The organism is Streptomyces lateritius (assembly GCF_014649715.1).
Taxonomy (GTDB): Bacteria; Actinomycetota; Actinomycetes; order Streptomycetales; family Streptomycetaceae; genus Streptomyces; species Streptomyces lateritius.
In genome coordinates this window covers 82990-99957 of sequence record NZ_BMTO01000016.1, presented here as the reverse complement: position 1 = coordinate 99957, position 16968 = coordinate 82990, and the positions used below count along the sequence as shown (strand labels likewise).

16 protein-coding genes are annotated in these 16968 nt (G+C 71.9%); 5 read left to right on the top strand and 11 right to left on the bottom strand.

Annotation, left to right across the window (positions count from 1 at the left end; translation table 11 throughout):
• Window positions 1-5 precede the first annotated feature (5 nt).
• Both IE136_RS28455 and IE136_RS28450 read left to right on the top strand, forming a co-directional pair.
• Window positions 6-1622 carry an ABC transporter permease gene (locus tag IE136_RS28455; RefSeq protein WP_158994740.1) on the top strand — a complete coding sequence of 539 codons (1617 nt, stop codon included), beginning with the start codon at window positions 6-8 and terminating at the stop codon, window positions 1620-1622.
• Window positions 1622-2650: an ABC transporter ATP-binding protein gene (locus IE136_RS28450; RefSeq protein WP_158990987.1), complete on the top strand. Its 1029-nt coding sequence runs from the start codon at window positions 1622-1624 to the stop codon at window positions 2648-2650. The genes IE136_RS28455 and IE136_RS28450 overlap by 1 nt, the downstream gene beginning before the upstream one ends.
• A gap of 29 nt (window positions 2651-2679) precedes the next feature.
• Here the strand turns inward: IE136_RS28450 and IE136_RS28445 are convergent, their stop codons facing one another.
• Window positions 2680-3600 carry a DMT family protein gene (locus IE136_RS28445; protein ID WP_158990989.1) on the bottom strand — a complete coding sequence of 307 codons (921 nt, stop codon included), beginning with the start codon at window positions 3598-3600 and terminating at the stop codon, window positions 2680-2682.
• Window positions 3601-3727: 127 nt separating this feature from the next.
• On the opposite strand from IE136_RS28445, the gene IE136_RS28440 reads away from it, so the two are divergent.
• Window positions 3728-4834: a hypothetical protein gene (locus IE136_RS28440; RefSeq protein WP_189601771.1), complete on the top strand. Its 1107-nt coding sequence runs from the start codon at window positions 3728-3730 to the stop codon at window positions 4832-4834.
• Window positions 4835-4904: 70 nt separating this feature from the next.
• Here the strand turns inward: IE136_RS28440 and IE136_RS28435 are convergent, their stop codons facing one another.
• The 4 genes from IE136_RS28435 to IE136_RS28420 form a co-directional block, all read right to left on the bottom strand.
• Window positions 4905-6074, bottom strand: a complete 1170-nt coding sequence (locus IE136_RS28435) for a hypothetical protein (protein WP_189601770.1) — start codon at window positions 6072-6074, stop codon at window positions 4905-4907.
• The gene (locus IE136_RS28430; protein WP_158990995.1) at window positions 6056-6784 is read right to left on the bottom strand and encodes an ABC transporter ATP-binding protein; all 729 of its coding nucleotides are present in this window, start codon (window positions 6782-6784) and stop codon (window positions 6056-6058) included. The genes IE136_RS28435 and IE136_RS28430 overlap by 19 nt, the downstream gene beginning before the upstream one ends.
• A gap of 209 nt (window positions 6785-6993) precedes the next feature.
• Window positions 6994-8373 carry an aspartate aminotransferase family protein gene (locus IE136_RS28425; RefSeq protein WP_189601769.1) on the bottom strand — a complete coding sequence of 460 codons (1380 nt, stop codon included), beginning with the start codon at window positions 8371-8373 and terminating at the stop codon, window positions 6994-6996.
• Window positions 8358-8864, bottom strand: coding sequence for an Lrp/AsnC family transcriptional regulator (locus tag IE136_RS28420; protein ID WP_158990999.1), 507 nt, complete (start codon window positions 8862-8864; stop codon window positions 8358-8360). Before IE136_RS28420 ends, IE136_RS28425 begins: the two co-directional genes overlap by 16 nt.
• Window positions 8865-9042: 178 nt before the next feature.
• Between IE136_RS28420 and IE136_RS28415 the strand changes: the two genes are divergently transcribed.
• Both IE136_RS28415 and IE136_RS28410 read left to right on the top strand, forming a co-directional pair.
• Window positions 9043-10482, top strand: a complete 1440-nt coding sequence (locus IE136_RS28415) for a gamma-aminobutyraldehyde dehydrogenase (protein WP_158991001.1) — start codon at window positions 9043-9045, stop codon at window positions 10480-10482.
• A 119-nt stretch (window positions 10483-10601) separates the two neighbouring features.
• Window positions 10602-11138 (top strand): hypothetical protein, encoded by a 537-nt coding sequence (locus IE136_RS28410; RefSeq protein WP_189601768.1) that lies wholly within the window; start codon window positions 10602-10604, stop codon window positions 11136-11138.
• Here the strand turns inward: IE136_RS28410 and IE136_RS28405 are convergent.
• The 6 genes from IE136_RS28405 to IE136_RS28375 form a co-directional block, all read right to left on the bottom strand.
• Window positions 11104-12291, bottom strand: a complete 1188-nt coding sequence (locus tag IE136_RS28405) for a serine hydrolase domain-containing protein (RefSeq protein ID WP_189601767.1) — start codon at window positions 12289-12291, stop codon at window positions 11104-11106. The two genes, IE136_RS28410 and IE136_RS28405, sit on opposite strands and share 35 nt — an antisense overlap.
• Window positions 12292-12390: 99 nt before the next feature.
• Complete coding sequence (locus IE136_RS28400) at window positions 12391-13077, bottom strand: response regulator (protein ID WP_158991007.1); 687 nt, start codon at window positions 13075-13077, stop codon at window positions 12391-12393.
• Window positions 13074-14300 carry a sensor histidine kinase gene (locus IE136_RS36045; protein WP_229819246.1) on the bottom strand — a complete coding sequence of 409 codons (1227 nt, stop codon included), beginning with the start codon at window positions 14298-14300 and terminating at the stop codon, window positions 13074-13076. The genes IE136_RS28400 and IE136_RS36045 overlap by 4 nt, the downstream gene beginning before the upstream one ends.
• A 119-nt stretch (window positions 14301-14419) precedes the next feature.
• Window positions 14420-15205 (bottom strand): SAM-dependent methyltransferase, encoded by a 786-nt coding sequence (locus IE136_RS28385; protein ID WP_158991009.1) that lies wholly within the window; start codon window positions 15203-15205, stop codon window positions 14420-14422.
• On the bottom strand, window positions 15202-15894 hold the full coding sequence (locus IE136_RS28380) for a glycerophosphodiester phosphodiesterase (RefSeq protein WP_189601766.1): 693 nt from the start codon (window positions 15892-15894) through the stop codon (window positions 15202-15204). Before IE136_RS28380 ends, IE136_RS28385 begins: the two co-directional genes overlap by 4 nt.
• Before the next feature lie 36 nt (window positions 15895-15930).
• Window positions 15931-16956, bottom strand: coding sequence for an adenosine deaminase (locus IE136_RS28375; RefSeq protein WP_189601765.1), 1026 nt, complete (start codon window positions 16954-16956; stop codon window positions 15931-15933).
• Between the last annotated feature and the right edge of the window lie 12 nt (window positions 16957-16968).

Sequence of the window (16968 nt, the reverse complement as noted above, 5' to 3'; positions counted from 1 at the left end):
GCCTGATGGCCGTGCCCGTCGCGTTCTTCGCCGTCTTCTTCGCCTGGCCCGTCGTCTCGATCGTCGAACGCGGGCTGAGGACGGACGACGGCGCCTGGCGGTTCGGCCGGTTCGGCGAGACGCTGAGCCGGCCGGAGATCCTCGACGTCCTCTGGTTCACGCTCTGGCAGGCACTCGCCTCGACCGCGCTGACGCTGCTGATCGCGCTGCCCGGCGCGTACGTCTTCGCGCGCCTCGACTTTCCCGGCAAGGGGCTGCTGCGCGCGGTCGTCACCGTCCCGTTCGTCATGCCGACCGTCATGGTGGGCACGGCCTTCCTCGCGCTCGTCGGCCGCGGCGGGCTCCTCGACGAGCTGTGGGCCGTCCGCCTCGACACGACCGTCTGGGCGATCCTCCTCGCCCACGTCTTCTTCAACTACGCCGTCGTCGTCCGTACCGTCGGGGGACTGTGGGCCCAGCTCGACCCCCGCCAGGAGGAGGCGGCCCGCGTCCTCGGCGCCTCCCGCTGGACCGCCTGGCGGACCGTCACCCTGCCCGCGCTCACGCCCGCCGTCGCAGCGGCCGCGCTGATGGTCTTCCTCTTCACCGCCGGCTCCTTCGCCGTCGTCCAGATCCTCGGCGGGCCGGCGTACTCCACCCTGGAGACGGAGATCTACCGGCAGACGGTCGACCGCTTCGACCTGACGACGGCCGCCGTGCTCACCCTCGTGCAGTTCGTCGCCGTCGGCGCGGTCCTCGCCGTGCACGCGCGGACGGTGCGCCGGCGCGAGAGCGCCCTGAAGCTCATCGCGCCCGAACAGACGGCGCACCGCCCCCGAGGTGCGGGCCAGTGGACGCTGTTCGGAGCCGTCCTGCTCTCCGTCGCGCTGCTGATCCTGCTGCCCCTCGGCGTCCTCGTCGAGCGGTCCTTCGCCACCTCCGACGGATACGGGCTCGCCTACTACCGGGCCCTGCGGTCCGTGGACCCCTCCGGCACCTTCCTCGTGCCCCTCGCCGACACGATCGGCAACTCGCTCCGGTACGCCCTCGTCGCCACCGCCCTCGCCCTCGGCATCGGCGGACTCGCCGCCGCGGCCCTCACCCGGCGGGCCGGGCGGCTGGTACGCGGCTTCGACTCGCTCCTCATGCTGCCGCTCGGGGTCTCCGCCGTCACCGTCGGCTTCGGTTTCCTCATCACGCTCGACGAGCCGCCGCTCGACCTGCGGGCAAGCTGGATCCTCGTCCCGCTCGCCCAGGCGCTGGTCGGCGTCCCCTTCGTCGTACGGACGATGCTGCCCGTGCTGCGGGCGGTGGACGAGCGGCTGCGGGAGGCGGCGGCCGTCCTCGGCGCCTCGCCGCTGCGGGCCTGGCGGGAGGTCGACCTGCCGCTCGTACGACGGGCCCTGCTCATCGCGGCCGGGTTCGCGTTCGCCGTCTCGCTGGGCGAGTTCGGCGCCACCGTCTTCATCGCCCGGCCCGACAACCCGACGCTGCCGGTCGCCGTGGCGCGCCTCCTCGGCCGGCCCGGCGAGCTCAACTACGGCCAGGCCATGGCCCTCTCGACGATTCTGATGGTGGTGTGCGCGGTGTCCCTGCTGCTCCTCGAACGGCTCCGCACCGACCGGACCTCGGGGGAGTTCTGATGCTGACGCTCAAGGACGCGACTGTACGGTTCGGGGATCGCGCCGCCCTGGACGCGGTGGACCTGGAGGTCGCCGAGCACGAGACCGTGTGTGTGCTCGGGCCGAGCGGTAGCGGGAAGTCCACGCTCCTGCGGGCCGTCGCCGGGCTGCAGGCGCTGGACGGCGGCCGGGTGCTGCTCGGCGGCGCCGACCAGGCCGGCGTGCCCGTGCACCGGCGGGAGGTCGGGCTGATGTTCCAGGACCATCAGCTCTTCCCGCAGCGGGACGTGGGCGGCAACGTCGCCTTCGGGCTGCGGATGCACGGGGTCGGCCGGGCCGAACAGGGCGCGCGGGTCGCGGAGCTGCTCGACCTCGTCGGGCTGCCCGGGGCCGGCCGACGGGCCGTCGCCTCCCTCTCCGGCGGCGAGCAGCAGCGGGTCGCGCTCGCGCGGGCGCTGGCCCCGCGGCCCCGGCTGCTGATGCTGGACGAGCCGCTCGGGCAGCTCGACCGGGGACTGCGGGAACGGCTCGTGGTCGAACTGCGGCAGCTGTTCGGGCGGCTGGGCACGACCGTGCTGGCCGTCACCCACGACCAGGGCGAGGCGTTCGCGCTCGCCGACCGGGTGGTGGTCATGCGGGACGGCCGGATCGCCCAGGCGGGGACCCCGCTGGAGGTCTGGCAGCGGCCGGCGTCGGAGTTCGTCGCGCGCTTCCTCGGCTTCGACAACGTCGTACCGGCGACGGTCGGCGGCGCGGCCGCCGACACCGTCTGGGGAAAGATCCCGGTCCCCGAGGGGTCGGCTCGCGGCGAGGGGCAGATCCTCGTCCGCCCGGCCGGGGTGCTCCTGGGGGCCCCGGAGGACGGACTGGTCTGCACCGTCGAGGCCCGCACGTTCCGGGGCAGCCACGTCGCCGTGCTGCTCCGGCCCGCCGAAGGCCCGCTCCTGGAGGCCGAGTGCGCGCTCAGGGACGCACCGGACGAGGGCGACGAGGTCGGCGTGACGTTCGCCGCCACCGAAGTCGTGGTTCTGCCGGACGAACGGCGCTGACCCCCGGCGACGACCAGGGCCCGCGAGCCCTAAGGAACACGTACGGGCTCCGGCTCGGCCGTCGCCGGTGTCTCCGTGACCGGCTCGCCCTCCGGCGCGCCGAACCACGCCACCGCCACCGCTCCCGCGACCGCCAGGACGAAGCCGGTCACCGCGAGCCAGGCGAACCCCGGACGGGACGCGTCGCCCAGCCACCACACGCCGATCATGCCCGGCAGCACGGTCTCGCCGACGACGAGCGCAGCCGTCGCCCCGTTCACCGAGCCGATCTGGAGCGCGACCGTGTGCAGATACATCCCGCCGGTCCCGGCCACCAGGATCGCGTACAGCGCCGGGTCCGCGAGCAGCGCGCCCAGGTCGAAGGGGTCGATGCCGTTCAGCACCCGGACGCCGACGCCGAGCGCGCCGAAGCCGAGCCCCGACAGCAGACCCGCCAGGATCGCCGCCTTCGCCCCGAGGAACCGTACGAGGACGGTGCCGCCCACCATCAGCAGCAGCGAGATCGCGAGCAGCCACCAGTGCGTGGCGATCGGGGTGTGCCCGCTGCCCTCCGGTCCGGCCGCGCTCGCCAGCAGCACCAGCGCCGAGCAGACCACGCCGATCGAGGTCCACTCCGCGCGGGTGAGCCGGATCCCGAGCAGTCTGACGCTCAGGACCGCCGTGATGACGAGGTTGGCGCTGATCACGGTCTGCGAGAGGAAGAGCGGAAGCATCCGGGCGGCCAACGCGCCCAGGCCGAAGCCGACGAAGTCCAGGATCGTGCCGACGACGAACTCCCAGGTCATCGCCGCCTTCGCGGTCGAGGACAGACTCGGCCCGCCCCGTTCGGTGCGCTGCCCGGCCGCGGCGGCCTCGCGGCGGGCCGACTTGCGGGACCCGACCGCCTGCAGGACGGACCCCGTGCCGTAACAGATCGAGGCGGCGACGGCGGTCAGCAGTCCAATGAGCACGAGAGGGCTCCGTTTCGGGTACGCGATGGTCGTTCCGCATGCCAGACGTGGGATCGGCCCCCGAAGTTGCCTCCGGCGGTCACGAGAACCGGCCACGGGCAAGTGATCATGTGGCTACGCTGCTGCGGTGAGCGGAATAGACGTGGGCAACGGAGTGGTCGGCGCCATCCTGGGGGTCGTGTTCGCCACCCTGTTCCAGCAGTGGACGCAGGACGTGTGGTTCAGGATCCGGCGCCGCTCGGCCGGGGTGGTCCGGAGCATCACCTTCCGTGAGCGGCAGGCCCTGGCCTGGTCGACCTTCTCGCTCGGCCCGCTGCACACCTCCGCCCTCGTCGTCGAGGGCGACGGGGACCGCGCGATCGCCGCCGAATCGATCCATGTCCAGGTCCTGGACGGGGAGATCGCGCTGCCCGAGGAGATGGCGGCCTGGCGCGACGAGATCGAGGCGGAGGAGAGCCGGGCGGAGGCGGCGGGCGACCGTGCCCCGGTGTGGAACGGGCCGCGGTACGCCGTGGAGGGCCTGGAGATCTCCAGGTCCGCTCTCGACGAGCGGTCCGAGGTCCATCTGCGGCTGCGGCCGACGGACTACTACACCTTCCTCGCCGCCCAGCAGCTGGACCGCCGGCTGCCCGACGGGAGCACGCCCCGGTCCCGCTACCTCGACCCGGAGGACCCGCTGGCCGCGCCGGCGTTCCTCCAGTGCAGCTTCGCCGTCAACATCGCCGTGGTCACCTCCGACCACCTGCTCGTCGTCAGCCGCCGCAGCAACCGGGTCCGTATGGCACCGGGTGTGTGGAACTCCTCCGTCAACGAGGGACTCTCCCGGCACATCGACTCCGCCGGCCGCAACGCGCCCGACCTGCACGCCGTGGCGCGCCGCGGAATGCGTGAGGAGCTGTCGTTGGAGCCGCACGAGTACACGCTCTCCCTGCTCGCCTTCGTCCTCGATGTCGACCAGCGTGGCTGGAGCGCCCACTTCTACGCCCGCCTCGGCGACATGACGGGGGAGCAGCTCCGGGCACGGCTGAGCAGGGGAGTCGCCGACCGCTGGGAGCACCAGACCATCGAGTACGTCCCTTTCCGCTCCGCCGACGTCGCCCGTTACCTGCTGCGACCCGACCGGATCCGCCTCTGGGCGCCGCTCGCCCCCGCGCTGTTCCATCTGGCGCTCGTGCATGTGCACGGCCGGTCCTCGGTGGAGCGGGCGGAGGCGCAGGCCGTGCGCCGGCTGTAGGGGCTCTCACCGATCGGAGCGGTTCGGCGGACGGTGTCGGCCGGGGGAGGGTCGAGGGGCGGCGGTGGTGTCAGCCCCGGAGGGGGACCGCCGCCAGCTCCGCCACCAGCCACGTCAGGGGCAGGAACACCGCCAGCAGGACGCCCGCGCGCATCAGCGCCGCCGTGCGCAGGACCGTCGCAGGGGCGCCGAGACGGAGGAGGGCCTCGGTGGTGCGGGCCCGGCACTGCTTCGCCTCGAGCGCCGCCGTCAGCAGCGTCGCCGTCGTGCAGGCCACCACCAGGCCCGCCGCCAGACCCGACAGCGGACCGAAGTCACCGGCCGGGGACCCGGACCCCGAGCCGGACCCGTACACGGTTCCGGCCGCCAGCGCGCCCGAGACCACCGCGCACACCACGCCCAGCGGGCGGCCGATACGGCGGGATTCGCTCATGAGGACCCGGCCGGCCAGCAGCCGGACCGCGCCCGGGCGGGCCGTCTGGAGCAGCCGGCCGCACCAGTGGGTGATGCCGGGGCCCGCCATGGCGAGGCCGACGGCCGTGAGGATCCAGCCGGCGAGCACGCCGCCGGGGCTGCCCTCGAACCGCCCGGGCAGCGGGAACGCCCCGCCCTGGCCGCCCTGCCCCGCGTACGTCTCCACCGCGAGGCCGATCGCGAGGAGCGCCACGCCCCACGGCAGGCCGGACGGCGCCGGCCGCTCGGCGCCTTCGGCGCGCTCGGCGGTGACGGTCTTCCTCGGCCGCAGCGCGAGACCGGCCGCCGTGGAGGCGACCACCGGCAGGATCGCGAGCAGGGTGAGCGCCGCGGCGAGCGGGATCGGCTGGTCCGCGGCGAGCAGCTCGGCGGCCGCCCCGTCGAAGGGCAGCCCGGTGATGTCTCCGCGCAGGTGCAGGTAGAACAGCAGCGCGAGCATCGAGCCGAGCGTGCAGGAGACCGCCGTGGAGGCCGCGGCGAGCGCCGTGAGCCGGGCCGGGCCGAGGCCGATCGCGGACAGTCCGGGCCGGGGGCGGATGCTGGGGTCCGTACGGGCGACGGCCACCGCGAAGTACACGGTCGCCGCGAGCGGGATCGCGCACCACAGCAGGCGCAGGGACGCGGCGGCCGCGTGGGCGGGGTGCCCGACGGCGTACCCGAGCGTGCACAGCAGCAGGAATCCGACGCCCGCGGCCGCCGCGGCGACCAGGAGTCGCCGCAGCAGGACGAGGTGGTGGGTTCCGCGGACTAGACGGAGAGCGAGCACTCGGCGACGCCCTCCGCCCCGGTCGTCGGCGCCGCCGTCTCGACCCGCCGCCCGTCGAGCAGGGCGACCGTGCGGTCGGCGAGGGCGGCGACCTCGGTGTCGTGGGTGGCGAGCAGCACGGTGATCCCGTGGGAGCGGACCGCGGCCATCAGCGTCCGCAGCACCTGGGCGCCGTCGGCGCGGTGCAGGGAGGCGGTCGGCTCGTCCGCGAAGAGCACCGAAGGAGTGGTGACCAGGCTCCGGGCGATGGCGATCCGCTGCCGCTGCGACTGGGTGAGGGCGTGCGGGCGCTTGCGCGCGGACCCGCCGATGTCCAGCCGCTCCAGCCACTCCATGGCGGAGGTCCGCGCGGCCCGGTGGGACACCCCGCGCAGCAGCAGCGGCAGGGCCGCGTTCTCCCAGGCGGTCAGCTCCGGTACGAGCCCGGGCTCGGGGTCGATCCAGCCGAACCGCTCACGGCGCAGCCGTTCCCGCTGGGCCGCGGTCATGGTGTGGACGGGGCCGCTGTTGAACCAGACCTCGCCCTGCTGGGCGACGGCCTGGCCCGAGAGACAGTGCATGAGGGCGGTCTTGCCGCTGCCGCGCGGCCCGACCAGGGCGAGGATCTCCGCCTCGCGGACACCGAGGGAGACGCCGCTGAGCACGGTCGATTTCCCGAGGGAGTAGTGCAGGGAACGCGCCCAGAGCACGTCGTTGTCCGGTGGGGCCATCGCGTACACCTCGAAGTCGGATCTGCTGTGTGGTTCCCCGTGTACCCCCGTACGGGGGAACGAAGAGACGCGCCTTTCGGTCACTGGGCACCGTAAGGATTCAGATCCGCTTGTAGGGACAGCACGCGGCCCGGGCTGCCGCCATCCACTCGGATGGGGGCATGCCCGGGCCGTTCACGCCGTGAGGGCGGCGTGGTGCGAGGAGATCGTTACAGCTTCGTCCATGCCTCGGTGAGGGTGGCGCGGAGGATCTGCTCGATCTCGTCGAAGGTGGACTGGTCCGCGATCAGCGGCGGAGCCAGCTGGATGACCGGGTCGCCACGGTCGTCGGCGCGGCAGTACAGACCGTTCTCGTACAGCGCCTTGGAGAGGAAGCCGTAGAGCACGCGCTCGGTCTCCTCGTCCGTGAAGGACTCCTTGGTGACCTTGTCCTTGACCAGCTCGATGCCGTAGAAGAAGCCGTTGCCGCGGACGTCGCCGACGATCGGCAGGTCGTGCAGCTTCTTCAGGGTGTCGAAGAAGCTGCCCTCCTCGTCCAGCACGTGCTGGTTCAGGCCTTCCTTGTCGAAGATGTCGAGGTTGGCGATCGCGACCGCCGACGACACCGGGTGGCCACCGAAGGTGTAGCCGTGCAGGAAGGTGTTGTCGCCCTTGTAGAACGGCTCCGCGAGGCGGTCCGAGACGATGCAGGCACCGATCGGGGAGTAGCCCGAGGTCATGCCCTTGGCGCAGGTGATCATGTCCGGCACGTAGCCGAACTTGTCACAGGCGAACATCGTGCCGAGGCGGCCGAAGGCGCAGATCGTCTCGTCGGAGACGAGGAGCACGTCGTACTGGTCACAGATCTCGCGGACCCGCTGGAAGTACCCGGGCGGCGGCGGGAAACAGCCACCGGCGTTCTGCACCGGCTCCAGGAAGACGGCCGCGACGGTCTCGGGGCCCTCGAAGAGGATCTGCTGCTCGATCTGGTCCGCGGCCCAGCGGCCGAAGGCCTCGGGGTCGTCGCCGTGGATCGGGGCGCGGTAGATGTTGGTGTTCGGCACCTTGTGCGCGCCGGGGACCAGCGGCTCGAAGGGGGCCTTCAGGGCAGGCAGGCCGGTGATCGACAGGGCGCCCTGCGGGGTGCCGTGGTAGGCGACCGCGCGGGAGATGACCTTGTACTTGGTGTGCTTGCCCTGCAGCTTGAAGTACTGCTTGGCGAGCTTCCAGGCGGTCTCGACGGCCTCGCCGCCACCGGTGGTGAAGAAGACCTTGTTCAGGTCGCCCGGGGCGTAGTGCGCCAGACGCTCGGCGAGCTCGACGGCCTTGGGGTGCGCGTACGACCACACGGGGAAGAACGCGAGCTCCTGGGCCTGCTTGTACGCGACCTCGGCCAGCTCCTGGCGGCCGTGTCCGGCGTTGACCACGAAGAGACCCGCGAGACCGTCGAGGTAGCGCTTTCCCTTGTCGTCGAAGATGTAGGTGCCCTCACCACGCACGATGGTGGGAACGGGCGAGTTCTCGTACGACGACATGCGGGTGAAGTGCATCCACAGGTGGTCGTAGGCGGTCTTGGAGAGGTCCTTGCTCACGGCTATCGGGTTCCCCACATATAGGTCTGCTTCTTGAGCTTGAGGTAGACGAAGCTCTCGGTGGAGCGCACGCCGGGGAGGGTGCGGATGCGCTTGTTGATCACATCCAGCAGGTGGTCGTCGTCCTCGCAGACGATCTCCACCATCAGGTCGAACGAGCCCGCGGTCATCACCACGTACTCGCACTCGGCCATGGCAGTCAGCGCGTCGGCGACCGGATCGAGGTCACCCTCGACGTTGATGCCGACCATCGCCTGCCGCCGGAATCCCACGGTGAGCGGGTCGGTGACGGCGACGATCTGCATGACGCCCTGGTCGAGCAGCTTCTGGACGCGCTGGCGCACGGCCGCCTCGGAGAGGCCGACGGCCTTGCCGATGGAGGCGTACGGACGGCGTCCGTCCTGCTGGAGCTGCTCGATGATCGCCAGCGAGACGGCATCGATCGTCGGGGACGAACCGGTTCCGGTCCTGGAGTTCGTGCTTTGACTGGCCACAACCTCACTGTGCACCGAGACTCGTCTGTCTTGCAACCCCAGAGCGATGAAATTCGTTGTTTCAGCTCCGTGATCACACTGAATCCGAAGTTGAGGGATGTCAGCCCTGTCGAAAGCGTCCGCCGAGCGACTACTGTGGGGATGTCTCACCCATCGGGACAGAATGAACTCTGAACGACAGGAGGGGTGGCAAGTGACCACCGAGCTGCGCCGGCTGCGTAACTACATCAACGGGGAGTTCCGGGACGCCGCCGACGGGCGGACCATCGAGGTGGTCAACCCGGCCACGGGCGAGGTCTTCGCCACGTCTCCGCTCTCCGGCCAGGCGGACGTCGACGCCGCGATGTCGGCCGCCGCGGCCGCCTTCCCGGCCTGGCGCGACACCACGCCGGCCGAGCGCCAGAAGGTCCTGCTGAAGATCGCGGACGCCTTCGAGGAGCGCGCGGAGGACCTGATCGCCGCCGAGGTCGAGAACACCGGCAAGCCGGTCGCTCTCACCGCGAGCGAGGAGATCCCCCCCATGGTGGACCAGATCCGCTTCTTCGCGGGTGCCGCCCGGCTGCTCGAGGGCCGCTCGGCCGGCGAGTACATGGAGGGCATGACCTCGATCGTCCGCCGTGAGCCGGTGGGTGTCTGCGCCCAGGTCGCGCCGTGGAACTACCCGATGATGATGGCCGTGTGGAAGTTCGCCCCGGCGCTCGCCGCGGGCAACACGGTCGTCCTCAAGCCCTCGGACACGACCCCCGCGTCGACCGTCCTGATGGCCGAGATCATCGGCTCCATCGTCCCCAAGGGCGTCTTCAACGTGATCTGCGGCGACCGCGAGACGGGCCGCGCGATGGTCGAGCACCCGATCCCGGCGATGGCCTCCATCACCGGTTCGGTACGCGCCGGCATGCAGGTCGCCGAGTCGGCGGCCAAGGACGTCAAGCGCGTCCACCTGGAGCTGGGCGGCAAGGCCCCGGTCGTCGTCTTCGAGGACACCGACATCGACAAGGCCGTCGAGGACATCTCGGTGGCCGGCTTCTTCAACGCGGGCCAGGACTGTACGGCCGCGACCCGGGTCCTCGTCCACGAGTCGATCCACGACCGGTTCGTCTCCGCGCTCGCCAAGGCCGCCGCCGAGACCAAGACCGGTCAGCCGGACGACGAGGACGTGCTGTACGGCCCGCTGAACAACGCCAACCAGCTGAAGCAGGTCAGCGGCTTCATCGAGCGCCTCCCGGCCCACGCGAAGGTCGAGGCGGGCGGCCACCAGGTCGGCGACAAGGGCTACTTCTACGCCCCGACCGTCGTCTCCGGCCTGGAGCAGGACGACGAGATCATCCAGAACGAGGTCTTCGGCCCGGTCATCACGGTGCAGTCCTTCCGTGACGAGGAGCAGGCCCTGGAGTTCGCCAACGGCGTCGAGTTCGCGCTCGCGTCCTCGGTCTGGACGAAGGACCACGGCCGCGCGATGCGGATGTCCAAGGCGCTCGACTTCGGCTGCGTGTGGATCAACACCCACATCCCGCTGGTGGCCGAGATGCCGCACGGCGGCTACAAGAAGTCCGGCTACGGCAAGGACCTCTCGGCGTACGGCTTCGAGGACTACACGCGCATCAAGCACGTGATGACCTCCCTGGGCCAGTAACCCCGAGGCAGCCCCGACGACGCGGCCCCGGCACCCTGTTCGAAAGGGTGCCGGGGCCGCGTCGTCATGGGGGCGACTCCCAATTTTTGAACGCGTTCATGAGGGCGTACGGTGGGGGCATGAGCGATGCCGACGGGCCCAGAGCCCTCCTGAAGCGCATCCGTGCCTGGCTGGTCCTGTTCATCGTCTGCCTGGTGCTCAGCGGGCTCACCGCCTTCCCGCTGGTCACCGAACTCCGCCTGGCCGAAGCCGCGTTGACGTCCTGGGCATCCCCGGTCGCCGACCTCTTCCCCGGTCTCCTGGAGTGGGTCCGGCGGGTCCGGGACGGCCTCGACGCCGCCGACGCGCAGTACCCCTTCCTCCTCTACGGCACCGACTGGCTGGCCTTCGCCCACCTCGTCATCGCCGTCGCCTTCTACGGGCCCTACCGCGACCCGGTCCGCAACATCTGGGTGATCGAGTTCGGCGTGATCGCCTGCGCCGGCATCATCCCGCTCGCCCTCGTCTGCGGCCCGATCCGGGGCATCCCCTTCTGGTGGTCGGTCATCGACATGTCGTTCGGCGTCTTCGGCGTGATCCCGCTGCTCGTCGTCCACCGGATGATCAAGCGCCTGGAGGCGCTCACGCCGACGGCATGCCGTACGTCGCCAGCATGAGCTTGAGCGCGACCTCGTTCATGTCCTGGCCCTTCGCGTCCGTGGAGTTGACGCTGTAGACCAGGGTGCGCGCGCCGTCGCGGGTCGAGGCGATCGCCGCGTTGTAGCCCCACCTGCCGCCCGTCTTGCCCCACACCTCGCGCCCGCCCAGCCTCTTCATCGACAGGCCGATCGAGAACGCCGCCGGGTCGCCGCTCCTGAAGTCCGCGACCTTCGGCAGCGTGAACATCTCCTCCAGGAGCGGGCCGCGCACCACCCGTCCCTGGAAGAGGGCCTGCGTGAAACGCTCCAGGTCGGCGGTGGTCGAGATGATGTCGCCCGCCGCCCAGCCGTCCGTCGTGCCCCACACCGACACGTCGCGCAGCCCGGTCGTGCCGTCGTCCAGCGTCATCCTCTGGTAGCCGTGGTTGTGCGGGCTCCTGATGCGCGGGTCGGTCCCGGGGAAGTACGTGCCGCGCAGACCGAGCGGCCGCAGGACGCGCGCGGCGACCTGGTGCTCGTAGGAGTCGCCCGTCACGCGCTCGATCAGCAGGCCCGTGATCGTGTAGCCGATGTTGAGGTAGTGCTGCTTGGTGCCCGGCGCGAACTCGGGCTTCTTCGCCGTCGCCGAGCGGACGGTCTTCCGGGGGTCGTGGATCTGGAAGCGGTTCGTGTACCACTCCTCGACCGTGTCCCCGGCGAAGTCGGCGGCCGGGATGCCGTGGGTGTGGTCGAGGAGCTGGCGGACGGTGACCTTCCCGTACCGGCCGGGGATCAGCTCCGGCAGGTACGAGCGGGCCGGGCGGTCCAGGTCCAGCCGGCCCTCGGCGGCCAGCTGGAGCGCGACCGCCGCCGTGAAGACCTTGGTCACCGAGCCGGCCCGGAAGCGGCCGTCCGGATCCGCCGGGCGGTCCGACTCCAGGTCGTGCACGCCGGAGGCGCCCCGCCAGACGCTCTCGGTGCCGCCGACCCGTACCAGGGCGGCGGTCGCCCGGTCGTTCGGCAGCCCGGCGATCGCCGCCTCCAGGGCGGGGTTCGGCGCCTGGACGGAGGCGGACACCGAGGCCGGGGCGGACACCGGGGCCGGCGGGGCGGCGGAGGCCGGCAGGGCCGCCGTGCCTGCGACGCCCAGGACGAGCGCGGTGGCGATCAACGCGCGGGTGGTGCTCTTCATGGTGGTCAACTCCCGTGAGGTGAGCCGTTGTTCTCGACGACTCACATCCTGCTGACCAGGGGGATCGCGCGGATCCCCCGCACCGGCGGTCTTCGCCGGTCAGTTCCTCGCCCGCCCGGGGGAGGCGGGAGCCCCACCCGCCTCGACCAGACCTGTCTCGTACGCGCAGATCACCGCCTGGATCCGGTCGCGCAACCCCAGCTTGGCGAGCACGTTGCCGACGTGCGTCTTCACCGTGTGGTCGCTGACGACCAGCTCCGCCGCGATCTCGGCGTTCGACAGACCCCGCGCGAGCAGCAGCAGCGTCTCCCGCTCCCGGCCGGTCAGCGCGTCCAGACGCGGGTCGGGCGCGTGCCGGCGGGCCGCCGGGCGCGTGTACTGCTCCACCAGCCGGCGGGCGACGGACGGCGCGAGCAGCGAGTCGCCCCGCGCCACCACCCGTACCCCGTGCACCAGATCCTCCCGGCGGACGTCCTTCAGGAGAAAGCCGCTCGCGCCCGCGTGCAGCGCCTCGTACACGTACTCGTCGGAGTCGAAGGTCGTCAGCATCACCGTCCGGCAGGCCGACTCCGCGCCGATCGCGCGGCACGCCTCGATGCCGTCCATGCGCGGCATCCGGATGTCGAGCAGCGCCACCTCGGGCGCGTGCCGGCGCACGGCCTCGACCGCCTCGGCCCCGTCGCCCGCCTCCGCGACCACCTCGATGTCCGGCTGGGCGTCCAGGATCATCGCGAAGCCGCTGCGGACCAGCTCCTGGTCGTCGGCCACCACCACACGGATCGTCAATGTCCCATCTCCAGAGGAATCGTGGCCCTGACCCGGAAGCCCCGGCCGTCCGGGCCCGGCCCGGTGCTCGCAGTACCACCGTGCGCGGCCGCCCGCTCGCGCAGGCCGAGCAGTCCGTGCCCGCCGGAGCCCGGCTGCGGGCCTCGGCCGTCGTCCGTCACCAGGATCTCCAGCACGTCGTCCCTGCGCGTGAGCTGTACGCGGGCGCTGCGCGCGTTCGCGTGCCTGACCACGTTCGTCAGCGCCTCCTGGACGATCCGGTAGACCGTCGCCCCGGTGGCCGCCGGCAGGGCGCGCACCCCGCCCGCCGTCCCGTACGTGACGTCGAGACCACTCGCCCGTACCCGCTCCACCAGGTCGGGCAGGCCGGCCAGGTCCGGCTGGGGCTCCCTGGGTCGTGCCCGTAACGTCCCGCCTGGCCCGCGACGCCCGGCACGCACGCTCGCCGCGTTGCCGGGATCACCCGAGTACGCCCCGTACGAGGGCGATCCTCCGCCTCGCGATCGCACGCACCGGACGCCGCAGGCCCTGCCCTGCGGGCAGACGGCGCTACTTTCCGGACACTCCCTCGGCGTCTGCGCGCCGCCCGCCGGCCCGTCCTCGTCCCGCAGGACGCCCAGCATCCGGCGCAGCTGCGCCATCGCGTCCCGGCCCGTCTCGGAGATCGCGTCGAACGCGGCCTCCGCACGCTCCGGAGCCGTACGCACCGCGACCGGACCCGCCTCCGCCTGCACGATCATCAGGCTCACCGCGTGGGAGAGGACGTCGTGCATCTCCCGCGCGATCCGGGCCCGTTCGCGCGCGGCGGCCTGCTCGGCCTCCACCCGGTTGGCCCGCTGCCGGGTGTCGGTCAGCCGGCCGAAGACGTACGCCGCCGCGAACACGAAGAGAGAGAAGGTCAGTTCACGCGCCGACCGGGTGTTGAGCCAGACGGAGACCGGCACGGCGAGCACGAGCAGGACGACCGTGACGAGCCGGTCGCGGGCCGGCGAGAGCGCGGCGATCGTGTAGACGATGACCAGACCGGTGTACGGCAAAGGCTGGCCCGGACCCTCCAAGGCGATCTTGTACAGCGCGCTCGTCGCCAGGATCGCGAGCAGGACGGCCATCGGCGCGCGCCGCCGCCAGACCAGCGGGACGACGGTGAGGGTGGTCAGCCCGTACGCCGGCCAGGTCGCCGGCTCCAGCTCCGGCCCTCGCGGCACGACGAACGGCATGGTCATCGCCGCCTGCACGAGCAGCGCGACGCCGATGTCGACCGCCCAGGGGTTGGCGTCGCCCAGCGACCTCGCCCGGTCCCACCAGCCCTGCACCTCCGCCCGTATGCCGCTCCCCGCGTCCCTCACGGTTTGCGGCCCACGGCGCCGAACTGCGCCACCTCGGACGCCGGGGCGAAACGCCAGCTCGCGCAGGACACGATCCCCGGCTCCAGGACGTCGAGCCCGTCGAGGAAGGAGGTGAACTCGGCGCGCCCGCGTGCGGTGATCGGCGGGGTCGCGTTCTCGTTCCAGAACGCCATCGCCGCCACGTTCGCCTCGCCACCCAGCTCCGGTTCGAGCGTGGGGTGGGTGAGGACGAGATGGCTGCCGGAGGGCACCGCGTCCATCAGGGTGCGCACGATGGAGCGGGCCTCGTCGGTGTCGAGGACGAAGTTGAGGATGCCGAGCATCATCACCGCGACCGGGCGCGTCAGGTCCAGCGTCCTCGCCGCCGCCTCCAGGATCCGCAACGGCTCCCGGACGTCCGCGTCGACGTACTCGGTGACGCCCTCCGGGGCGCCGGTCAGCAGCGCGCGGGCGTGCGTCAGCACGATCGGGTCGTTGTCGACGTAGACGATGCGGGCGTCCGGGGCGATGCGCTGGGCGACCTCGTGGGTGTTGTCGGCGGTGGGCAGGCCCGTACCGATGTCCAGGAACTGGCGCACCCCCGCCTCGGCGGCCAGATACGTCACCGCCCGGCCCAGGAACGCCCGGTCCGCGCGGGCCACCTCGCCGATGCCCGGGTAGAAGCGGGTGACCTGGTCGCCGGCCGCGCGGTCCACCGGATAGTTGTCCTTGCCGCCCAGCCAGTAGTTCCACACCCGCGCGTTGTGCGCGATGTCGGTACGGATCCTCTCGGTCCCGGTCACCTCGGCGTACTCCTTCGCAGTTCGGCGGTGAGCGCGTCCACGCGGTTGGTGGTGATCGAATCCACCCCGTGGTTCAGGAGCTTACGCATCGCGCGCCGGGTGTCCGGGGTCCAGGCCGAGACGAGGTGGCCGTCCCGGTGCACCCGGTCCGCCAGCTCCCGGCTGACCAGCCCGAAGCGGTAGTTGAGCCAGCGCGGCCGGATCGCGTCGAGCAGCACGGGGCGCGGCGGGGCGAGGGTCGTCCAGGTCAGGGCGATCTCGGCGGACGGGTCGGCGGCCCGGACCTGGAGCATGGCGACCGAACCCGCGCAGTAGAGGACCCGCTCGGCCGCGCCGCACTCGCGGACCGTGCCGACGATGCGACGGACCGACGACTCGTCGCCGCCGGGCAGGTCGAGCATCAGCCGGTGCGGCCCGGCCGCGATCAGCGCCTCGCGCAGGGTGGGGATCCCGCCGTACGTCAGCTCCTTCAGCTGCTCCAGGGAGAGCGAGGACAGCGGCCGGTCGTGACCCCACAGCCGTTTCAGCGTGTCGTCGTGGAGGAGGACGGGAACGCCGTCGCGGGTGAGCCGTACGTCGATCTCGACGGCGTCGGCGCCCGCCTCGATCGCCGAGACGATCGAGGGGACCGTGTTCTCACGGACGCGGTACGGGTCGCCGCGGTGGCCTACGACAGTCACGTGGTCCATGGGCACATTCTCACGTCGTCAGTGAGGGGACGCCGGTCAGCGCGCGAGCCACGCGTCGGTGTACGTGTCGATCTCGGCGGCGATCCGGGCCTTGCCGGCCGGGTCGAGGAAGGAGGCCTCGACGGCGTTCTTGGCCAGGGAGGCGAGGCCGCGCTCGTCGAGCTCCAGGAGCCGGGCGGCGACCGCGTACTCGTTGTTCAGGTCCGTGCCGAACATCGGCGGGTCGTCGCTGTTGATCGTCACGAGCACCCCGGCGGCCACCATCTCCTTGATCGGGTGCTCGTCCAGGCGGGCGACCGCCCGGGTCGCGATGTTGGAGGTCGGGCAGACCTCCAGGGCGATCCGGTGCTCGGCGAGGTGAGCGAGGAGCGCGGGGTCCCGCACGGCGCTGGTGCCGTGACCGATGCGCTCGGCACGCAGGTCGTTCAGCGCGTCCCAGATCGTCTGCGGGCCCGTCGTCTCGCCCGCGTGCGGCACCGAGCGCAGGCCGGCGGCGACGGCGCGGTCGAAGTACGGCTTGAACTGGGGGCGGGGCACCCCGATCTCCGGGCCGCCGAGACCGAAGGAGACCAGGCCCTCCGGGCGCAGGTCGACGGCGAGCCGGGCGGTCTCCTCGGCGGCCACCAGACCGGCCTCGCCGGGAATGTCGAAGCACCAGCGCAGGACGACGCCCAGCTCCGCCTCGGCGGCCTTGCGGGCGTCCTCGATCGCCTCCATGAAGGCCCGCTCGTCGATCCCGCGACGGGTCGAGCTGTACGGGGTGATCGTCAGCTCGGCGTACCGGATGTTCTGGCGGGCCATGTCGCGGGCGATCTCGAAGGTCAGCAGCCGGACGTCCTCCGGGGTGCGGACGAGGTCCACGACGGAGAGGTAGACCTCGACGAAGTGCGCGAAGTCGGTGAACGTGAAGTAGTCGACGAGCGCCTCCGGGTCCGTGGGGACCTTGGAGTCCGGGTGGCGTGCGGCCAGCTCGGAGACGATCCGGGGGGAGGCGGAGCCCACGTGGTGGACGTGCAGCTCGGCCTTGGGGAGCCCCGCGATGAAGGGGTGGAGATCGGTCATCGGATCATCGTA

Bases quoted from the DNA above. Each gene is read 5' to 3' on its own strand.
- IE136_RS28455 (WP_158994740.1), top strand. From the start codon at position 6: ATGGCCGTGCCCGTCGCGTTCTTCGCCGTCTTCTTCGCCTGGCCCGTC.
- IE136_RS28375 (WP_189601765.1), bottom strand. From the start codon at position 16,956: ATGACCGATCTCCACCCCTTCATCGCGGGGCTCCCCAAGGCCGAGCTG.
- IE136_RS28450 (WP_158990987.1), top strand. From the start codon at position 1,622: ATGCTGACGCTCAAGGACGCGACTGTACGGTTCGGGGATCGCGCCGCC.
- IE136_RS28410 (WP_189601768.1), top strand. From the start codon at position 10,602: ATGAGCGATGCCGACGGGCCCAGAGCCCTCCTGAAGCGCATCCGTGCC.
- IE136_RS28405 (WP_189601767.1), bottom strand. From the start codon at position 12,291: ATGAAGAGCACCACCCGCGCGTTGATCGCCACCGCGCTCGTCCTGGGC.
- IE136_RS28430 (WP_158990995.1), bottom strand. From the start codon at position 6,784: ATGGCCCCACCGGACAACGACGTGCTCTGGGCGCGTTCCCTGCACTAC.
- IE136_RS36045 (WP_229819246.1), bottom strand. From the start codon at position 14,300: ATGACCATGCCGTTCGTCGTGCCGCGAGGGCCGGAGCTGGAGCCGGCG.
- IE136_RS28380 (WP_189601766.1), bottom strand. From the start codon at position 15,894: ATGGACCACGTGACTGTCGTAGGCCACCGCGGCGACCCGTACCGCGTC.